The organism is Alkalihalophilus pseudofirmus OF4, assembly GCF_000005825.2.
Taxonomy (GTDB): Bacteria; Bacillota; Bacilli; order Bacillales; family Bacillaceae_D; genus Alkalihalophilus; species Alkalihalophilus pseudofirmus.
In genome coordinates this window covers 1,167,348-1,183,394 of the sequence record NC_013791.2, presented here as the reverse complement: position 1 = coordinate 1,183,394, position 16,047 = coordinate 1,167,348, and the positions used below count along the sequence as shown (strand labels likewise).

The following is a 16,047-nucleotide window of genomic DNA, read 5'->3' as shown; positions in this document are numbered from 1 at the left end:
GACGCTTATGCCAAAAGAGTTGACCCCTCGTAAAGAGATTAATTTAAATAATCCTAATTACTATAATAACCGTGAATTAAGCTGGCTCGCTTTTAACGAGCGTGTTCTTGAAGAGGCGATCGACGAACGAAATCCATTACTCGAGCGCCTTAAATTCCTGGCCATCTTTAGTTCTAACTTAGATGAATTTTTTATGGTTCGTGTAGCAGGCCTAAAAGATCAAGTGAAAGCTGGATTTAACCGTCCTGAAAATAAAGCAGGGCTCACACCAAAGCAGCAATTAAAAGAAATCTCTGCTGTGAATCATCGGCTGGTGAAGCTTCAAGATAGTGTGTTTACTGAGACTCTTGTTCCTATGCTTTATCACGAGGGATTTCAGTTTCTAAATGTAAGTGAATTAGACGCGAGTCAGCTCGATTATCTGAACAAACGATTTCAACATTACATTTATCCTGTTCTTACGCCTATGGCTATTGATGCGTACAGACCATTTCCGATGCTATTAAACAAATCCTTAAATTTAGCTGTTCTATTAAAAAATGAGGAGTCAAAGACCAACCAGCTCGCAATCGTTCAAGTACCATCTGTCTTAAATCGAGTGATCAGCCTCCCTTCTTCTACCAAAAAAGAAACTTTTATTATGCTTGAAGATGTCATCAGCTATTTTATCGGAGAATTATTTCTTGGTTATGAGGTTGTCTCCGTTTCACCATTTCGCATTACTCGTAATGCGGATATGACTATTCACGAAGAAGGAGCCCGGGATTTACTCCGTGAAATTGAAAAAGAACTTAAAAAACGTAAATGGGGAGCAGCGGTTCGCCTTGAAATCCAAGATGGAACGATGCACCCAACGATTTTAAATCTATTACTAGATGTTCTTGAAGTACACAAAGGGGACGTGTACTCATTTAAGGGGCCTCTTGATCTTGCGTTTTTATTTAAGTTCTATAAACAACTAGCTCACGAACATGAACATTTGGCTAATGAAACACTGATCCCGCAGCCACCAGCTGACTTAATAGGAGAAGAAAATATATTTGAGGCAATCAGAAAGAGGGATATTTTTCTCCATCATCCATACGAATCATTTCAACCGGTAATTGACTTTATTGCTCAAGCTGCAGATGATCCAAATGTACTTGCCATTAAGCAAACGCTTTATCGCGTCAGCGGAGATTCACCTATTATTCAAGCTTTAGAAAGAGCAGCTGAGAACGGTAAGCAGGTAACCGTTCTTGTTGAATTAAAAGCGCGATTCGATGAAGAGAACAATATACAATGGGCTAAAAAGTTAGAGAAAGCCGGCGTCCATGTGATCTATGGAATTACATCCTTAAAGACACACAGTAAAATAACTCTAGTCGTAAGGCACGAGAAAAATGAAATTCAGCGCTTCGTTCATTTAGGAACAGGCAATTATAATGATTCAACTGCCAAGCTTTATACAGATATGGGTCTTTTAACAGCGAATGAAAAAACGGGGATAGACGCGACAAATTTTTTTAATTATTTAAGCGGCTATCGTGAAAAGCCTGAATGGCACCATCTATCTACTGCCCCGTTTGAAATTCGTGATTCGTTTCTCCGTTTGATTGATCAAGAAATAACCTGCCAGAAGAAGTTTGGAAACGGTCGTATCATTGCGAAGATGAATTCTCTTACAGATAAACCGATTATTTTGAAGCTGTATGAGGCGTCAAATGCCGGAGTGAAAATTGATTTAATCGTTCGAGGAATATGCTGTTTACGGCCTGGAATTAAAAATGTGAGCGAAAACATTAGAGTTAGAAGTATCGTGGATCGCTTTTTAGAACATAGCAGAATTTTTTATTTCCACCATAATGGCGAAAATAAAGTATACCTTTCCTCCGCTGATTGGATGACTAGAAATATGGAAAAGCGAATTGAGATCCTTTTTCCAATTCTATCACCGCCGATAAAAAAGCGAATCAAAGAGATCCTGAATCTCACCTTGCTCGATAATACAAAAGCCCGCGAGCAAACGAAAAAAGGAACCTATCATTACGTTAAAAAGAAAGAAGAGGAAGCATTTATTCAATCACAGCTTACGTTCTATGAAGAAGCTCTTAAACATGCAGAAACCTTCGATGAATAAAAAAAGGAACACTCATGTGCGAGTGTTCCTCTTATTTTTGTAGCAACCACGTCTTTATGAGATGACTGCCTTTAGTGTTACCTCTGATTTAAATATGCAAAGCCTTCAAGCGACTCAGCATTTTCTTGAATTTCTACTGCATACCAGCTTGCAGCATGTCCGTTTTCATCAATGTATTTCTCAAGGCCATACATCCCGCGATGATAAGCTGTTAAAGCGTGATCCCAGTCTTCATAGCGATCGTACAAAAAGCCTAAATACTCAATAGCCAGCTCAATGGAATAAATGGGATCATATAAAAGTTCATCAGAATATTCAAGCCCGGCTTTTTCAGCAATCCAAGGAGCCGTATTTTTCATAAACTGCGCCATACCGTAAGCATGTCCATAACGTGTTTCTGGACCAACTAAAGTCGGGTCAAACTTACCACCCGTTTCGGTGCGTAACATTTCATAGACAATAAGAGGGTCTATATCATGCTGTTCAGCTACTTCTCCTAAGAAAATTCCCCATTCTTTCTTGAATCGCCCTTCACTATCTTCATATAGATCTTCTGATAACTGCACAGACCTCATCCATGAATCATAACCAGTGTCCTTCTCTAGCTTACTGCCTTCTCCGGCATAGTATAGTTCCATTTCTTTCACTTCAACAGCTGTTTGAAGCTCTTCAATTTTTTCTTCAGATTTTTCTACAGCTTCTTGCAGCTGAATCGTTTGATAAAAATAGTGTCCTACACCTATAGCAAGAGTTAGTACAGCAAGTAACCAAAAATATTGTTTTTTCATCCTGTATCCCCTCTATGTTTTAATTAAATAAATTCACTAAAATCTTCATCCTGCATTTGTCCTGCTTGCTCTGCAGTGCTTTTAATCCTACAGAATTATAGCTTCTAAGACAACTTTGATAAAAGAGGTTAATTTGAGAAATGCCTGTCTTAAACCGCTTCTCCTGATACAGCGACGTTATTCCCATATAGTTTGAGTCAATTTCTTCACTCATGCTTGATTTCTCAACTTTTTTGCAGGAAGATATTTAGAAGCACAGGAAATGATTTCAGATCAATTGGTAAGCATTGCATAATAAAGACTCCTAATCATTAATGAAGTGTAATCAATGATTAGGAGTCTGAATGTATGAAGCTCATTTAAATATGAAGTTCGATTTAGTGTGAAGCTCGACTTATTACGAAGCTCGACTTGCTTTTTTATACCTTCTCTGTTTAATATACTTCGTTACAACCCCTTGCTTTGGAGCAAAGAAAAAGGCTAATCCAAACAAGACAGAAGCAGCTAATACAATCGATGCACCACTGGCTACATCATAAATAACGGAGAAATATATTCCTACAATAGCTGAAATCACGCCAAAAACAGCAGATAGACTTAGCATCACCGGCAGCCGGTCTGTGAGCAAGTAAGCCGTTGCACCCGGTGTAATCAGCATCGCAACCACTAAAACGATCCCTACTGATTTTAAGGATGCGACCGTTACTAGAGACAACAGCAGCATCAGTAAATAATGGATAAACCGCACTGGAATTCCTGTGGCCTTTGCCATGACAGGATCAAATGTACTGATTAATAATGGACGGTAAAAAATAACGATTAATAAAATAACAAAAAATCCAATTCCGGCGGTTACCCATAAATCAGTTCGGGATACTGCCAGAACATTACCAAATAAGATGTGCCATAAATCAACACCAGTTCCTCTTAAGCCTGTGATCATGACAATCCCAAGGGCAAAAGCGGCCGTAAAAAGAATCCCTATCGCAGAATCATCTTTGATCCGGCTGTTCTGTGAAACATAGCCGATTGCAAGAGCTGTTAACACACCGGTCAATACAGCACCGAAGAAAAAATTAATGCCTATCATATAGGAAACCACCACACCTGGAAGTACTGCATGAGAAATGGCATCTCCCATAAGAGCCATGCCCCTTAAGATAATAAAACAGCCAATCACACCGCAAATAATTCCTACAAGAACAGCTGCTAACAATGCTTGCTGCAAATATGGATAGCGCATCACTTGGTCAATGAAAAAAGAGATGTTAGTCATTGAGGAGTCACCACCATCTTATGATCATCTGTACCAAATAAGGCTAGACTGCCCTTATACGTCTGTTGAAGAATCTCTGGAGTGTAGACTTTCTCTACTGCACCAAATTGAATTAATTCCTTGTTAATAAGCAGCAGCTGATCAAAATAATCCTGCACCTTGCTTAAGTCATGGTGTACCACAAATACCGTCTTCTGTTGTCGTTTTAACTCTCTTAAAAGATCAATAATAATTTCCTCACTCGTCACATCAATTCCAACAAAAGGTTCATCTAAAAAGAAAATATCAGCTTGTTGAGCAAGTGAACGAGCAATAAATACTCTTTGCTGCTGTCCACCCGATAGTTCTCCTATTTGCCGCTTCGAGAATTTGGTCATACCGACTTTATCTAGACACTCTTGAACGATTTCTTTATCTCTTTTTCCCGGCCGCTTATACCATGCAATATGTGATGCGCGTCCCATCATGACCACATCTTCGACAAGGACAGGGAAATCCCAATCAATTTGATTACGCTGCGGAACATAAGAAATCTGTTTTCTGACCTCTTGTACTCTCTTACCTAGAATAGATACATTCCCTCTATACTTCTCTAGCCCAAGTACAGCTTTCATGAGAGTGGATTTACCCGCACCATTCGGTCCTACAATTCCAATTAACTGTCCCTGATCTGCTTTAAAACTTATATTTTTTATCGCTTCATTGTTCTCGTAATATACCGAAAGATTACTTACTTCTATAACTTCTTTCATCTCCGCTCCCCCTCCTATAGCAACATACCTACATAACCCGTTATCCTATTCATTCTTAAGTATATGGTCACTTATCACTAAATGTGCAGATTAGTTTAAGGAACAAAAGTTTACCTAAGGAAACTTTTGTTCCTGAATACAATTATAGTGACAATTTCGTCAGTTGTAAAGGTTGCTTTTCAACACACAAAAAAGCACTCCTATAGTGATGGGAGCGCTTAGTTGCTAGGTGGAATAAACGGTAAGGTGAGGGAGACCGTCGTACCTACACTTAATTTACTTTCTATAATAAATTCACCGCCGTGATCTTCAATAATCTTTTTACATAAGGGAATACCTATGCCTGTTCCGCTTTCTTTTGTTGTGAAAAACGGCTTTCCTAGCTGTTCTAACACTTCATCTGGCATGCCTTTTCCGTTATCACTAATAATGACTCGATAGACCGAGTCACATGCTGCGGCATGAATACTAAACTTTCTTGCGGTATTTGACCCGCCGTAGGCTTCAATCGAATTGCGCAATAAGTTCAACATGACCTGCTTTACCATTGATTCATTTGCATAGACATGCCTGTCAGCTTCTTCAATGTTCAGGGTTAATTCAACATCGTGAAGCAAACATTCCGCTTTCATAATCTCAATTAAAGATTCCATAATATGAGCCGGCGATTGTTTTTTTCGATCAATTTTCTTTCTAGAAACAGACAAAAAGTCTTCTATAATACTATTCATTCTATTTAATTCAGAAATAACGGTATCGTAATACTTCTCGTGATCACCCGTCAATTTTGCTAATTGCATGAACCCTTTTATAACTGATAACGGATTCCGGAGTTCATGCGCAACTCCTGCCGCAATATGAGATACGGCTTCCATTTGGTGGTGGAAAGTTAAAAGGTGCTCAAACTGCTTTTGAAGTGATCTATCTTCAAAGATCAGGTAGACATCACCATTTTCACAAGGTGATAATGCTCGCACTCGAACAAGCATCTCTCCTTCTTCAAAATCGGCTTCAGCCCCCTCCTTATTTTCAAGTACCTTCACTACCAGCTGAAAGGATAAGGACATTAAATCATCGTGAGTAGATAATTCCTCGAGAGAAGAACCGTTCAAATACGTTGAGCGCATATCAGTAAGCTCTATAAATAAATAATTCCAATCAATAATATCTGTATAGGGGTTCACCTTTATATAAGGAATTCCAAGTCCATTGATATAATTCCTTGATTCTGATTGTTGACTTGGATTGAGTATAGGTTCATTACGATCATTTGAATGTAGCGTTGAGGTTTTAGGTTGAGTGTACATATGATTTCTCCCTTTAGGGGCCAGTTTGTAGAATGGATGCTTTTTCATTTTGCCCCTCTCCTTCTTTGCATGCATAAAACCGTTCTAGTTTCCAAATAGACGAGAACGTATTTTCTGAAATTCAGAGGTTTAATGTTGGAATAAATCAACAACATTTTAGGTCACGTTTCTAAATATTCGATAAGAAGGATAAAATCCCCTTTTTTTTCTGCACATTTTTCGGTTTAGGAACATATATTTAATCAGATTGTTTCATTCGCTTTTGTTCGATTCGCATTAATCACATGATAAAGGGGTGCTTTGATGAATTCAATTATGCAGCAGCTTGTTAATCAAAAGGTAAATTCACTCACCGCAGGAGAATTAATGCAATTAAGTTCGCAATATCAAATTCCACTTACAAAAGAACAGGCAGAAGGTGTCATAAATGTCCTGCGAGAAGAACAAATTGATGTTGGTAATGCAGACCAAGTCAATAAAATCATTCAAAAATTACAAACAGAAGTCGATCCACATGTTTCCTCTATTGTAACGCAATTACTACAACAATTTGGCCATTTTTTATAATTTTAATTTAAAAAAACCATACTTACTTTATGTCTTTTCGCTAAGGTTGAGTCTTTTTTCCAAAAAGAAAGAGCCGTTCTTATTAGCTTCAATCAAACTAATAAGAACGGCTCTACTCTATCTTACATCATTTATTCCATGATTTTACCTAGGATATGTTCGTCAAATTCTCCGGCTTTAAGCATGTCTATTTCATGTTTATAAGGCGGCTTTTTATTCTTCTTATCTTCACCTACAAATGGTGTTTCTAAAATCTTAGGAACGTCTTTAAGCTGCGGATGATGTACAATCTTATGCAGCGCACTGTAACCAATATGACCGAAACCAATATTTTCATGACGGTCTTTTCTAGCTCCGCGGATATTTTTGCTGTCATTAATATGAAGTACTTTTAAGCGTTCTACCCCAATGATGCGGTCAAATTCATCAAGTACACCATCAAAGTCTTCAACAATATCATAGCCAGCATCATGCGTGTGACACGTGTCAAAGCATACTGATAAACGCTCATTATGTGTGACGCCGTTTATAATTTCAGCCAATTCTTCAAATGAACGGCCGCATTCAGTTCCTTTACCTGCCATTGTTTCTAAGGCAATTTGAACATCATTTTTTGTTTCTATCACTTCATTTAGACCTTCAATAATCTTAGCTATCCCAGCTTCCGCTCCTGCCCCTACATGAGCACCAGGATGCAGAACAATCTGCTTTGACCCTAATGCTTCTGTGCGTTCAATCTCTGATCGCAGGAAATTAACTCCAAGCTCAAATGTCTCTGGTTTTGTTGTATTTGCAATATTGATGATGTAAGGTGCATGCACAACAATATCAACCATATTATGCTCTTTCATATGAGCGAGTCCAGCTTCAATATTTAAGTCCTCAATTGGTTTACGACGCGTGTTTTGAGGGGCGCCTGTATAGATCATAAATGTATTTGCATCATAGGATGCTGCTTCTTCACTAGCTCCTAAAAGCATCTTCTTTCCATTCATTGATACATGTGAACCAAGTTTTAAGGTCATTCTCCAAATCCCCCGTTATTTCTTTTTGCGTGATGAAATGCGACGCTCTCTTTGTGCTTCTTTCGCTTGTTTAAAACGAGCTTTTTTCTTATAGCCAGGCTTTACTTTTTTAGGCTTTGCTTTTGCTTTTCCAGTGCCGGTATTCACAACTTCTTTAGATGAACCAGATTTCACTGTTTCTTGCTTAGCTGATGATGATTTAGGGCGCTTACCTGGTACCCCTAGAGGTGGTTTGTCTAGCTTCTGCCACTCTCCTCGCTTGAAATCATAATACGTAAATGTAATCCCGCGCTTTAACAGCTTTTCTACCGCAAGCTGATCATTTTGCTCAAAGATCGTATAAGCAACTCCGTCCGCTCCTGCACGTGCTGTACGACCTACACGATGTACATAAAAGTCTAAGTCTTTAGGCAGACCAAAATTGATAATATGAGTAACACCTTTTACATCAATTCCACGTGCAGCAAGGTCTGTTGCGACAAGATATTGCATTTTCACTTCTTTCACTTGCTTCATAATCTGTTTGCGTTGGCGCGGCTGGAGACCTCCGTGTAAACACTCCACATTCAATCCTGCTTCTTGCATTGCAGCAGTTACTTCATCTGCCTGCTCTTTTGTATTTGTAAACACAATAGCAAAGTACGGATTAATAGACTTTGCAAGTTCTACTGTGAATGTTAATTTATCACGGTTGCGAAGAGGCACAATTCGATGCTCAATTTTTGAAGCCGTAACATGCTTTGGCTCAACTTGAACATGACGCGGATCATTCATGTATTTCTTCAAAAATGGCTGAAGCTTCTCTGGGATCGTTGCTGAGAATATCATCATTTGAAGGTCTTCTGCCATACGTGATGCTACTTTATCAACATCGGCAATAAAACCCATATCAAGCATTTGATCAGCCTCATCAACAACAAGCATAGCCGCTGTATAAACAAGCAATGCTTTGTCATCCATTAAGTCCCCGATACGTCCAGCCGTTCCTACTACAATATGCGGCTGAGTCTTTAATCCTTCAATCGCACGGTTTCGGTCGGTTCCGCCAACTAATAACTTCGCATGAATCATTTCTTCTTCTGGGCAATGTTCTAATAATTTCTTTAATTCATCAAATAATTGAGATGCCAGCTCCCTAGTCGGTGCTGTGATAATTGCTTGTACCTCTTCTTTCGCTGGATCTATTTTATCCAAGATCGGCAGTAAGAAGGATAGTGTTTTCCCTGTCCCTGTTTGTGATTGACCGATGACATCTTTGCCATTTTTAATCGCAGGGATTAGTCGCTCTTGAATTTCCGTTGGTAATGAAAAACGTTGTCCTGATAACGCCTCTATTAGAAATGGTTTTAATTCGAATCTTTTAAAATTGCTTGCTTCCATAATCATTCTCACCCTTATCCGAGACTAGTAATGCTCGTCCGATTTAATCGTATGCTCATTTGTTAGTCTATTTAATGTCATTGTCCTTCATTCATTGTACTAAATCATAATGATTTCATTTCTGTAAACGTTCAATGCAATAGTTCATTTTATCACAGTTTATAGTATTGTTGCTACTTTACTTTTATCATATCCTTTATTTCACCTTTTTTCCTCTGGCGGCATATACCTATTTATAAGGAGATTGAATGTACGTGAAAGGAGGCATTATTATGCAACGTTTTATGGGGCCACCCCTTGGTCCGGTTCCCTTGCAGCCAGCGATGTATTCAGCAGCGAACTTTATGCAGCAAGCCCCCATGCTCAGTGGAGCAGCCAGCTCATTTGCTCCTTATGCACCTCAGGCAGGCGGTATTGCCAGAGGAATAGGAGGCTTATCTGCTGCAGGGCGCGGAGGTGGATTATTAGCTAGATTATTTGGCGGAGGTGCTACACAAGCGCTCGGAGGAGCAGGAGGGATCGGCCGGGCAGCTGCAGGGGCAAGCGGAACGATGAACTTTACAACGATTCTGCAAAATACTCAACGCGTCCTCGGATTAACACAACAGGTCGTGCCTATGGTTCAGCAATACGGACCTTTAATAAGAAATATGCCAGCCATATGGAGAATCATGAGGAGCAATGATACGCCTAGTACAGCTGCCCAAGAAGCAGCAGGCGTACCAACAAACATCGCCCCTCAAACGATTCCCTCTGCAGCACAGACAGCAGGAACCCTGCCAGTAAATTCTTCTGGTCCAAATGTAACCACAGCTTCTATTAACAGGGTAAGAAGGCCAAGACCAATCAATCACACTGCTCAAGGCTTGCCTGCTCCCAAACTTTATATCTAATGACAGCATTTTTTTGTTGACAACATTCTGCTGGTGATAGTAGAATTTTAAATTTACCTCATTTTGTGTTATACTATTAGTATTACTCGAATGGAGGAATGCTCATGTTTAAAGTTGGTGATCACGTCGTATACCCATATCACGGTGCTGGTACGATTCAAGATATTGAAGAGAAAGACGTTTTAGGTGAAACTCATTCCTATTATATCCTTCACTTCCCACTCGTTGATGTCAAACTGATGCTGCCTGAAAACCGTATTGATCAATCGGGACTTCGAAAAGTTATTGATCAGCAAGAACTAGAAGTTTTAGTGGAAGCCCTTCAAAACGGACCTGAAACACCACCATCTACTAGTCATTTCTCACGTGAAACTGAAAACCTGCTTAAAAGCGGCAATATTATTGACGCGGCTCACCTGATTTCATCCCTTTCAAAAAAACAATCAGAACGAGCAAATGGACTGCATATTCAAGATCGTAACCATCTGCAAAAAGCTCGCCAGATGATAGCTAGTGAGCTTGTACTAATGAATGATATGACTGAAGAACAAGCGTATGAATTTATAGATAGTGCCCTACTGGAGCTTAACTAAGCGAAATGATTGTCACATCTATTTTTCTCCTTTATAATATATGACGAATCGACAATCCTGTTCTCCATATGTGAGGACAGGAGCTCTCATTTTAGGAGGCCTGTCATGAATGTGATGAAAATTTCACCTCGCGGATACTGTTACGGTGTAGTAGATGCGATGGTATTAGCTAGACAAGCAGCACAAAACTTGGACTTGCCAAGACCGATCTATATTCTTGGTATGATTGTCCACAATCAGCATGTAACAGAAGCATTTGAAGAAGATGGGATCATTTCTTTAGATGGTCCAAACCGTGTTGAGATCTTAAAGCAAGTAGAAAAAGGGACCGTTATTTTTACGGCTCACGGTGTATCCCCTGAAGTTCGCAAGCTCGCAAAGGAAAAAGGGTTAACTGTAGTCGATGCTACATGCCCGGATGTGACGCGTACACATGACCTTATCCGCGAAAAAGCTGCTGAAGGATATGAGTTCATCTACGTCGGCAAAAAGGGGCATCCTGAACCTGAAGGAGCAATTGGGGTAGCTCCGGAAGCTGTGCATCTCGTTGAATCTGTAGAAGATGTTTCTAACCTTAAAGCAGGAACAGATAAACTCATTATTACGAATCAAACAACAATGAGCCAATGGGATGTATCTGACATTATGAAAAAAGCGATGGAGATTTATCCTTCTGCTGAAGTTCATAATGAAATTTGCTTAGCTACGCAAGTGAGACAAGAAGCTGTAGCTGAACAAGCAAAGGAATGTGACCTTGTCATTGTAGTAGGTGACCCTAAGAGTAATAACTCTAATCGTTTGGCTCAAGTATCTGAACAGATTGCCGGAACTAAAGCATATCGCATCGGTGACATCTCTGAGCTTCAGCTTGAATGGCTTAAAGGTGTAAATCTCGTAGGTGTAACCTCAGGAGCTTCAACTCCGACACCTATTACTAAAGAGGTCATTACATTTCTTGAAAACTACGACCCTGAAGATGAATCTACATGGACATTAGAACGTAAAGTAGCCTTGCAGAAAATACTTCCTAAGGTTAAAGCGAAGAAATAGTAAAAATCCGTCACAGTGTTGTGACGGATTTTTTATGTGCTATTGATTTAGATCGATAGGACTAAACAAATTGGAATGGATCTGTATTTGGCTTTGAGGCAATAACTTCTGTGGTATAGCCTTTATTTTGCATAAACTCTTCAAAGAAGCGCTTCACGCCCTCTTTCATTATCTTTTCAACGTTATGACCCGGGTCTACGATATGCAGCCCTTCCATCATCACATCGTGCGCAACATGATAATAAACATCTCCTGTAACCATCACATCAGCACCTTTAAATTTCGCTTGCATCATATACTTATTTCCGTCGCCGCCAAGCACAGCTACTTTTTTCACTTTTGCCGATAGATCACCAACAACTCTTGCTCCTTCTACATCAAAAGCCTGTTTTACATGCTCAGCAAAATCACGCAACGTCATTTCTTCAGGAAGCTGTCCGATTCGTCCAAGACCCAGTGTTTCCCCTTTATTCTCTAACGGGTAAATATCGTAGGCAGGCTCTTCATAAGGGTGAGCTTTCATAAGTGCTTGTATTACACGATTTTGAAGATGGGCAGGGATAATAGTTTCTACCTTTACTTCTTCCACCCTCTCAAGTGTATGAGCTTCTCCAATATGAGGATTTGTTCCCTCACCAGGTAAAAATGTACCTATACCATTTGAATTGAATGTACAGTGACTATAATTGCCGATATGGCCTGCTCCAGCCTGCCCCAATGCCTCACGCACAGCAGCTGCATGAGTTTCCGGTACAAATACAACAACCTTTTTTAATGCTGTTGTCTGTGTTGGAGAGAGCACTTCTGTGTGACTAAGGCCCAGCGCATCAGCCATCATATCATTCACTCCGCCTTTAGCAATATCAAGATTGGTATGGGCGGCATAAATAGTAATGTCATGTTTAATCGCCTTTTCCACTATTCGTCCGTGCGCGGTGTTTGTATCAATTTTCTTTAAAGGACGGAACAGCAGCGGGTGGTGTGCCACAATTAGGTCTACATTTTCTCTAACTGCTTCATCAATGACCTCTTCTAACACATCAAGAGCTACCATTACTTTTTTTATCGGCTTATTTAACGTGCCAATCATGACACCATTACGGTCGCCTTCTACAGCATAGGATTTAGGTGACCAGCTCTCAAAATGTTGAATAAGTGCTTGACCATTTACAAGTTTAGTCATCTCAATACCTCCTGTACCATCTCAATCTTGTGTTTCAACTCATCTTTCTTCGCGCTCAATTCTGGCGTTTCTGTTGCTCTCTCAAATTGGGTTAAAATTCTCTCCCAATTTTTCATTTCATAGGTCCATTTCTTTTGAAATGCTTCATTCATTTCATTTATTAAATAAGGTCCAAGCAGCATCTTCTTTTTGCGGTCTTCTTCATACAACATTACATTTTCACCGCGGTCAGCTACTAAAATCTCATAGATCTTGTCGTCTTCTTCAATAATTTCTTCAGAAGTAAGACTCCATCCTTCCTTATCAAGCCACTCTCTAATTGTAACGGCCGAAACATTAGGCTGCAGGATAAGCCTGTCTACCTCTCTTAATTTGCCTTTACCTTCCTCTAAGATCGAAGTGATTAAAGCTCCACCCATTCCTGCAATCGTAATCACATCCACTTGGTCCGCATGTTCAATGACTTCTAAACCATTTCCCATACGCACGGAAATTCTGTCTGTTAACCCAGATTGTCTCACCTGTGAAACAGCCGACAAATACGGCCCTTCATTGACCTCTCCAGCAATTGCTTTTGCCGTTTGGTCTTCTAGACATAAATAGCATGGAAGATAGGCATGATCAGAGCCAATATCAGCTGTTTTTGAGCCCTTAGGGACGTAAGCCGCTACTCGTTGTAATCGTTTGGACAATTGTCTATCATTCATCTTTAAACACACCTGTCATTTCAATATCTTTTCTGTCTCTCATCTTAACGATATTAGCCTCATTTCGCAACTAGACAAGGCTTTTACTGCATAAAAAAGCGAGAGTTGTCATAACTCCCGCTTCTCCTGTTATTCTGAAATAGATAGTAAATACTGTGCAATTGCGTCTGCTTCTACTTCGTTATCGTTAACTGACGGCATTGATCCAATCCCATTAACAACAATATCTGTAATTTCTTCTTGAGTGTATTGACCTTCAAGAGACGTTAGGGCAGGACCTGCACCACCGCTTAAATCGCCACCGTGACAACCGATACAAGAAGTTTGCACTAATTCTTCTCCAGCTGCTACCGGATCTTCAATTTCAGTTACTTCTTCTTCTCCTTCTTCATCTGCCTGCATCGCTTCACGCTGGTTTAACCCAATAAATGAAAGCGAAATCATAACAACAATCCCGACAATTGCTATGATCGCAAATGGTAAAAGTGGTCTTCCTTTCATGCTAATACCCTCCTTTGCATGTAAATACTTTCACGTCAATTATGTAGACGATAAAGATTACCTTCTCCATTTTACTCGAAAATGTCTCTGGTGAAAAGTAGTGTCGGCATAATTGCGTTTTTTGTCACTCTTTTAACGCCCCAGCCAAAAAATTCCTAACACTACTAGTCCTAGTATAGCAGATATCGTAAAAAATCGCATTTTCCATTTCAGCCCTGCAAAGAGCCAAAAAACGCAATGTAAAATGATTGTTGCTGATAATAAAAGGTTATTAGTACTTTTGTAGTGAACAACCCATTCAATCGTTAGTAAAAAGAGGATCAGAGCCCCTATAAAATAGTAAAATTGTTTAAGAAAAAAGGCATCTGCCCTAGTCCGTTTTGCTATAATTAACACAATAATCGAAAAAGTCAAACCAATAAGCATTTGCAATCCATTTGAAAAATCAGTAAAATAAATGACAAGAGCAGTAAAGACAAATGAAAGCTGAACAATAATAAACGAATAGATTGTCCGAATGTTTCGGAAGCGCTTTCCTGAGTCGGCTGTCTCTAGGTCCTCTCCTTCTGAATAAAGCGTTAATAAGAAATCACAATACTGGGAGGGAAGCAGCTTTGATTCGCGCCAGTACTTAATTTCATTTATAATAATCGCTTTTCTTTTTTCATCCATCGTGTTTCTCCTTATATGCAGCGTGATGGAAAAAATGGTTCGCCCGCATAAGGCGAGCAAACCATCGTAACCGTTCTATTCTAAGAAGTCTTTTAGACGCTTGCTTCGGCTTGGATGACGAAGTTTACGAAGTGCTTTTGCTTCAATTTGACGAATACGTTCACGAGTAACCCCGAAGACTTTTCCTACCTCTTCTAATGTTCTCGTACGACCATCGTCAAGACCAAAGCGTAGACGTAATACATTCTCTTCACGATCAGTCAATGTATCTAACACATCTTCAAGCTGTTCTTTTAATAATTCGTAAGCAGCAGCATCAGATGGTGCAAGTGCTTCTTGGTCTTCAATGAAATCTCCTAAGTGAGAATCATCTTCTTCACCAATAGGTGTTTCAAGCGACACAGGCTCTTGAGCGATTTTCAGGATCTCACGTACTTTCTCAGGCGTAAGCTCCATCTCTTCAGCTACTTCTTCAGGTGTTGGTTCGCGGCCAAAATCTTGCAGTAATTGACGTTGAACACGGATTAACTTATTAATCGTTTCAACCATGTGTACTGGGATACGAATGGTTCTTGCTTGGTCAGCAATCGCACGTGTGATCGCTTGACGAATCCACCAAGTAGCATACGTACTGAACTTGTATCCTTTCTCATAATCGAACTTCTCAACAGCCTTAATTAATCCCATATTTCCTTCTTGAATTAAGTCAAGGAACAGCATTCCACGCCCTACGTAACGTTTAGCAATCGATACAACAAGACGTAAGTTAGCTTCTGCTAGACGACGCTTCGCCTCTTCGTCTCCTTGCTCAATACGTTTTGCCAGCTCAATTTCTTCTTGAGCAGAAAGAAGGGGAACACGACCAATTTCTTTTAAGTACATACGTACAGGGTCATTTATTTTAATACCCGGGGGTACACTCAAATCATTTAAATCAAACTCTTCTTCCTCTTTTGCCGCTTGCTGAAGATTAGGAACATCATCAGACTCATTCAGGATCTCTACACCTTGCTCTCCAAGGTATTCGAAGAATTCATCCATTTGATCAGAATCCTGGTCAAATACAGCTAATTTCTCTGTAATTTCTGTATAGGTTAAGACCCCTCTCTTTTTCCCTACCTCAACTAATTGTTCTTTTACTTGATCGATGGACAATTCACCTTCCGCTAGCGGGCGTAATGGTTTCTCTGCCATTCGATCCCCTCCTTCCATTGTTCACAACCCATTAGGCATA

At 39.8% G+C, this 16,047-nt stretch carries 16 protein-coding genes; 5 read left to right on the top strand and 11 right to left on the bottom strand.

Annotation, left to right across the window (positions count from 1 at the left end):
* The first annotated feature begins 7 nt into the window (after positions 1-7).
* Positions 8-2,119, top strand: coding sequence for an RNA degradosome polyphosphate kinase (locus BPOF4_RS05910; protein WP_012958174.1), 2,112 nt, complete (start codon positions 8-10; stop codon positions 2,117-2,119).
* A gap of 77 nt (positions 2,120-2,196) precedes the next feature.
* Here BPOF4_RS05910 and BPOF4_RS05905 read toward each other — a convergent pair whose 3' ends face one another.
* The 4 genes from BPOF4_RS05905 to BPOF4_RS05890 all read right to left on the bottom strand — a co-directional run bounded on the left by BPOF4_RS05905 (position 2,197) and on the right by BPOF4_RS05890 (position 6,290).
* Entirely contained in the window at positions 2,197-2,907 is a 711-nt protein-coding gene (locus BPOF4_RS05905; protein WP_012958173.1) for a transglycosylase SLT domain-containing protein, read from the bottom strand.
* Positions 2,908-3,304: 397 nt separating this feature from the next.
* On the bottom strand, positions 3,305-4,183 hold the full coding sequence (locus tag BPOF4_RS05900) for a metal ABC transporter permease (protein WP_012958172.1): 879 nt from the start codon (positions 4,181-4,183) through the stop codon (positions 3,305-3,307).
* Positions 4,180-4,935, bottom strand: coding sequence for a metal ABC transporter ATP-binding protein (locus BPOF4_RS05895; RefSeq protein WP_012958171.1), 756 nt, complete (start codon positions 4,933-4,935; stop codon positions 4,180-4,182). Before BPOF4_RS05895 ends, BPOF4_RS05900 begins: the two co-directional genes overlap by 4 nt.
* Before the next feature lie 218 nt (positions 4,936-5,153).
* Positions 5,154-6,290 (bottom strand): two-component system sensor histidine kinase NtrB, encoded by a 1,137-nt coding sequence (locus BPOF4_RS05890; protein ID WP_012958170.1) that lies wholly within the window; start codon positions 6,288-6,290, stop codon positions 5,154-5,156.
* A 255-nt stretch (positions 6,291-6,545) separates the two neighbouring features.
* Between BPOF4_RS05890 and BPOF4_RS05885 the strand changes: the two genes are divergently transcribed.
* Positions 6,546-6,809 (top strand): DUF2624 domain-containing protein, encoded by a 264-nt coding sequence (locus tag BPOF4_RS05885; RefSeq protein WP_012958169.1) that lies wholly within the window; start codon positions 6,546-6,548, stop codon positions 6,807-6,809.
* Between the two features lie 131 nt (positions 6,810-6,940).
* Here the strand turns inward: BPOF4_RS05885 and BPOF4_RS05880 are convergent, their stop codons facing one another.
* Both BPOF4_RS05880 and BPOF4_RS05875 read right to left on the bottom strand, forming a co-directional pair.
* On the bottom strand, positions 6,941-7,834 hold the full coding sequence (locus BPOF4_RS05880) for a deoxyribonuclease IV (RefSeq protein ID WP_012958168.1): 894 nt from the start codon (positions 7,832-7,834) through the stop codon (positions 6,941-6,943).
* Positions 7,835-7,849: 15 nt separating this feature from the next.
* Positions 7,850-9,214, bottom strand: a complete 1,365-nt coding sequence (locus tag BPOF4_RS05875; protein WP_012958167.1) for a DEAD/DEAH box helicase — start codon at positions 9,212-9,214, stop codon at positions 7,850-7,852.
* Positions 9,215-9,486: 272 nt separating this feature from the next.
* Between BPOF4_RS05875 and vrrA the strand changes: the two genes are divergently transcribed.
* The 3 genes from vrrA (at position 9,487) to BPOF4_RS05860 (ending at position 11,750) form a co-directional block, all read left to right on the top strand.
* On the top strand, positions 9,487-10,107 hold the full coding sequence (vrrA, locus tag BPOF4_RS21140) for a VrrA/YqfQ family protein (RefSeq protein WP_049779873.1): 621 nt from the start codon (positions 9,487-9,489) through the stop codon (positions 10,105-10,107).
* 104 nt (positions 10,108-10,211) lie between these two features.
* Positions 10,212-10,700, top strand: a complete 489-nt coding sequence (locus BPOF4_RS05865; protein WP_012958165.1) for a CarD family transcriptional regulator — start codon at positions 10,212-10,214, stop codon at positions 10,698-10,700.
* Between the two features lie 105 nt (positions 10,701-10,805).
* On the top strand, positions 10,806-11,750 hold the full coding sequence (locus tag BPOF4_RS05860) for a 4-hydroxy-3-methylbut-2-enyl diphosphate reductase (RefSeq protein ID WP_012958164.1): 945 nt from the start codon (positions 10,806-10,808) through the stop codon (positions 11,748-11,750).
* Positions 11,751-11,811: 61 nt separating this feature from the next.
* On the opposite strand, the gene BPOF4_RS05855 is transcribed toward BPOF4_RS05860, so the two are convergent.
* The 5 genes from BPOF4_RS05855 to rpoD all read right to left on the bottom strand — a co-directional run bounded on the left by BPOF4_RS05855 (position 11,812) and on the right by rpoD (position 16,007).
* Complete coding sequence (locus BPOF4_RS05855; protein ID WP_012958163.1) at positions 11,812-12,933, bottom strand: Nif3-like dinuclear metal center hexameric protein; 1,122 nt, start codon at positions 12,931-12,933, stop codon at positions 11,812-11,814.
* Positions 12,930-13,640 (bottom strand): tRNA (adenine(22)-N(1))-methyltransferase, encoded by a 711-nt coding sequence (locus tag BPOF4_RS05850; RefSeq protein WP_012958162.1) that lies wholly within the window; start codon positions 13,638-13,640, stop codon positions 12,930-12,932. Before BPOF4_RS05850 ends, BPOF4_RS05855 begins: the two co-directional genes overlap by 4 nt.
* A 129-nt stretch (positions 13,641-13,769) precedes the next feature.
* Positions 13,770-14,141, bottom strand: a complete 372-nt coding sequence (gene cccA, locus BPOF4_RS05845; RefSeq protein WP_012958161.1) for a cytochrome c550 — start codon at positions 14,139-14,141, stop codon at positions 13,770-13,772.
* Positions 14,142-14,273: 132 nt separating this feature from the next.
* Entirely contained in the window at positions 14,274-14,813 is a 540-nt protein-coding gene (locus BPOF4_RS05840; RefSeq protein ID WP_012958160.1) for a hypothetical protein, read from the bottom strand.
* Positions 14,814-14,888: 75 nt separating this feature from the next.
* Entirely contained in the window at positions 14,889-16,007 is a 1,119-nt protein-coding gene (gene rpoD / locus BPOF4_RS05835; RefSeq protein WP_012958159.1) for an RNA polymerase sigma factor RpoD, read from the bottom strand.
* Between the last annotated feature and the right edge of the window lie 40 nt (positions 16,008-16,047).

Coding starts and splice junctions, on each gene's coding strand:
- BPOF4_RS05910 (WP_012958174.1), top strand. CDS start 8: ATGCCAAAAGAGTTGACCCCTCGTAAAGAGATTAATTTAAATAATCCT.
- BPOF4_RS05905 (WP_012958173.1), bottom strand. CDS start 2,907: ATGAAAAAACAATATTTTTGGTTACTTGCTGTACTAACTCTTGCTATA.
- BPOF4_RS05900 (WP_012958172.1), bottom strand. CDS start 4,183: ATGACTAACATCTCTTTTTTCATTGACCAAGTGATGCGCTATCCATAT.
- BPOF4_RS05895 (WP_012958171.1), bottom strand. CDS start 4,935: ATGAAAGAAGTTATAGAAGTAAGTAATCTTTCGGTATATTACGAGAAC.
- BPOF4_RS05890 (WP_012958170.1), bottom strand. CDS start 6,290: ATGAAAAAGCATCCATTCTACAAACTGGCCCCTAAAGGGAGAAATCAT.
- BPOF4_RS05885 (WP_012958169.1), top strand. CDS start 6,546: ATGAATTCAATTATGCAGCAGCTTGTTAATCAAAAGGTAAATTCACTC.
- BPOF4_RS05880 (WP_012958168.1), bottom strand. CDS start 7,834: ATGACCTTAAAACTTGGTTCACATGTATCAATGAATGGAAAGAAGATG.
- BPOF4_RS05875 (WP_012958167.1), bottom strand. CDS start 9,214: ATGGAAGCAAGCAATTTTAAAAGATTCGAATTAAAACCATTTCTAATA.
- vrrA (WP_049779873.1), top strand. CDS start 9,487: ATGCAACGTTTTATGGGGCCACCCCTTGGTCCGGTTCCCTTGCAGCCA.
- BPOF4_RS05865 (WP_012958165.1), top strand. CDS start 10,212: ATGTTTAAAGTTGGTGATCACGTCGTATACCCATATCACGGTGCTGGT.
- BPOF4_RS05860 (WP_012958164.1), top strand. CDS start 10,806: ATGAATGTGATGAAAATTTCACCTCGCGGATACTGTTACGGTGTAGTA.
- BPOF4_RS05855 (WP_012958163.1), bottom strand. CDS start 12,933: ATGACTAAACTTGTAAATGGTCAAGCACTTATTCAACATTTTGAGAGC.
- BPOF4_RS05850 (WP_012958162.1), bottom strand. CDS start 13,640: ATGAATGATAGACAATTGTCCAAACGATTACAACGAGTAGCGGCTTAC.
- cccA (WP_012958161.1), bottom strand. CDS start 14,141: ATGAAAGGAAGACCACTTTTACCATTTGCGATCATAGCAATTGTCGGG.
- BPOF4_RS05840 (WP_012958160.1), bottom strand. CDS start 14,813: ATGGATGAAAAAAGAAAAGCGATTATTATAAATGAAATTAAGTACTGG.
- rpoD (WP_012958159.1), bottom strand. CDS start 16,007: ATGGCAGAGAAACCATTACGCCCGCTAGCGGAAGGTGAATTGTCCATC.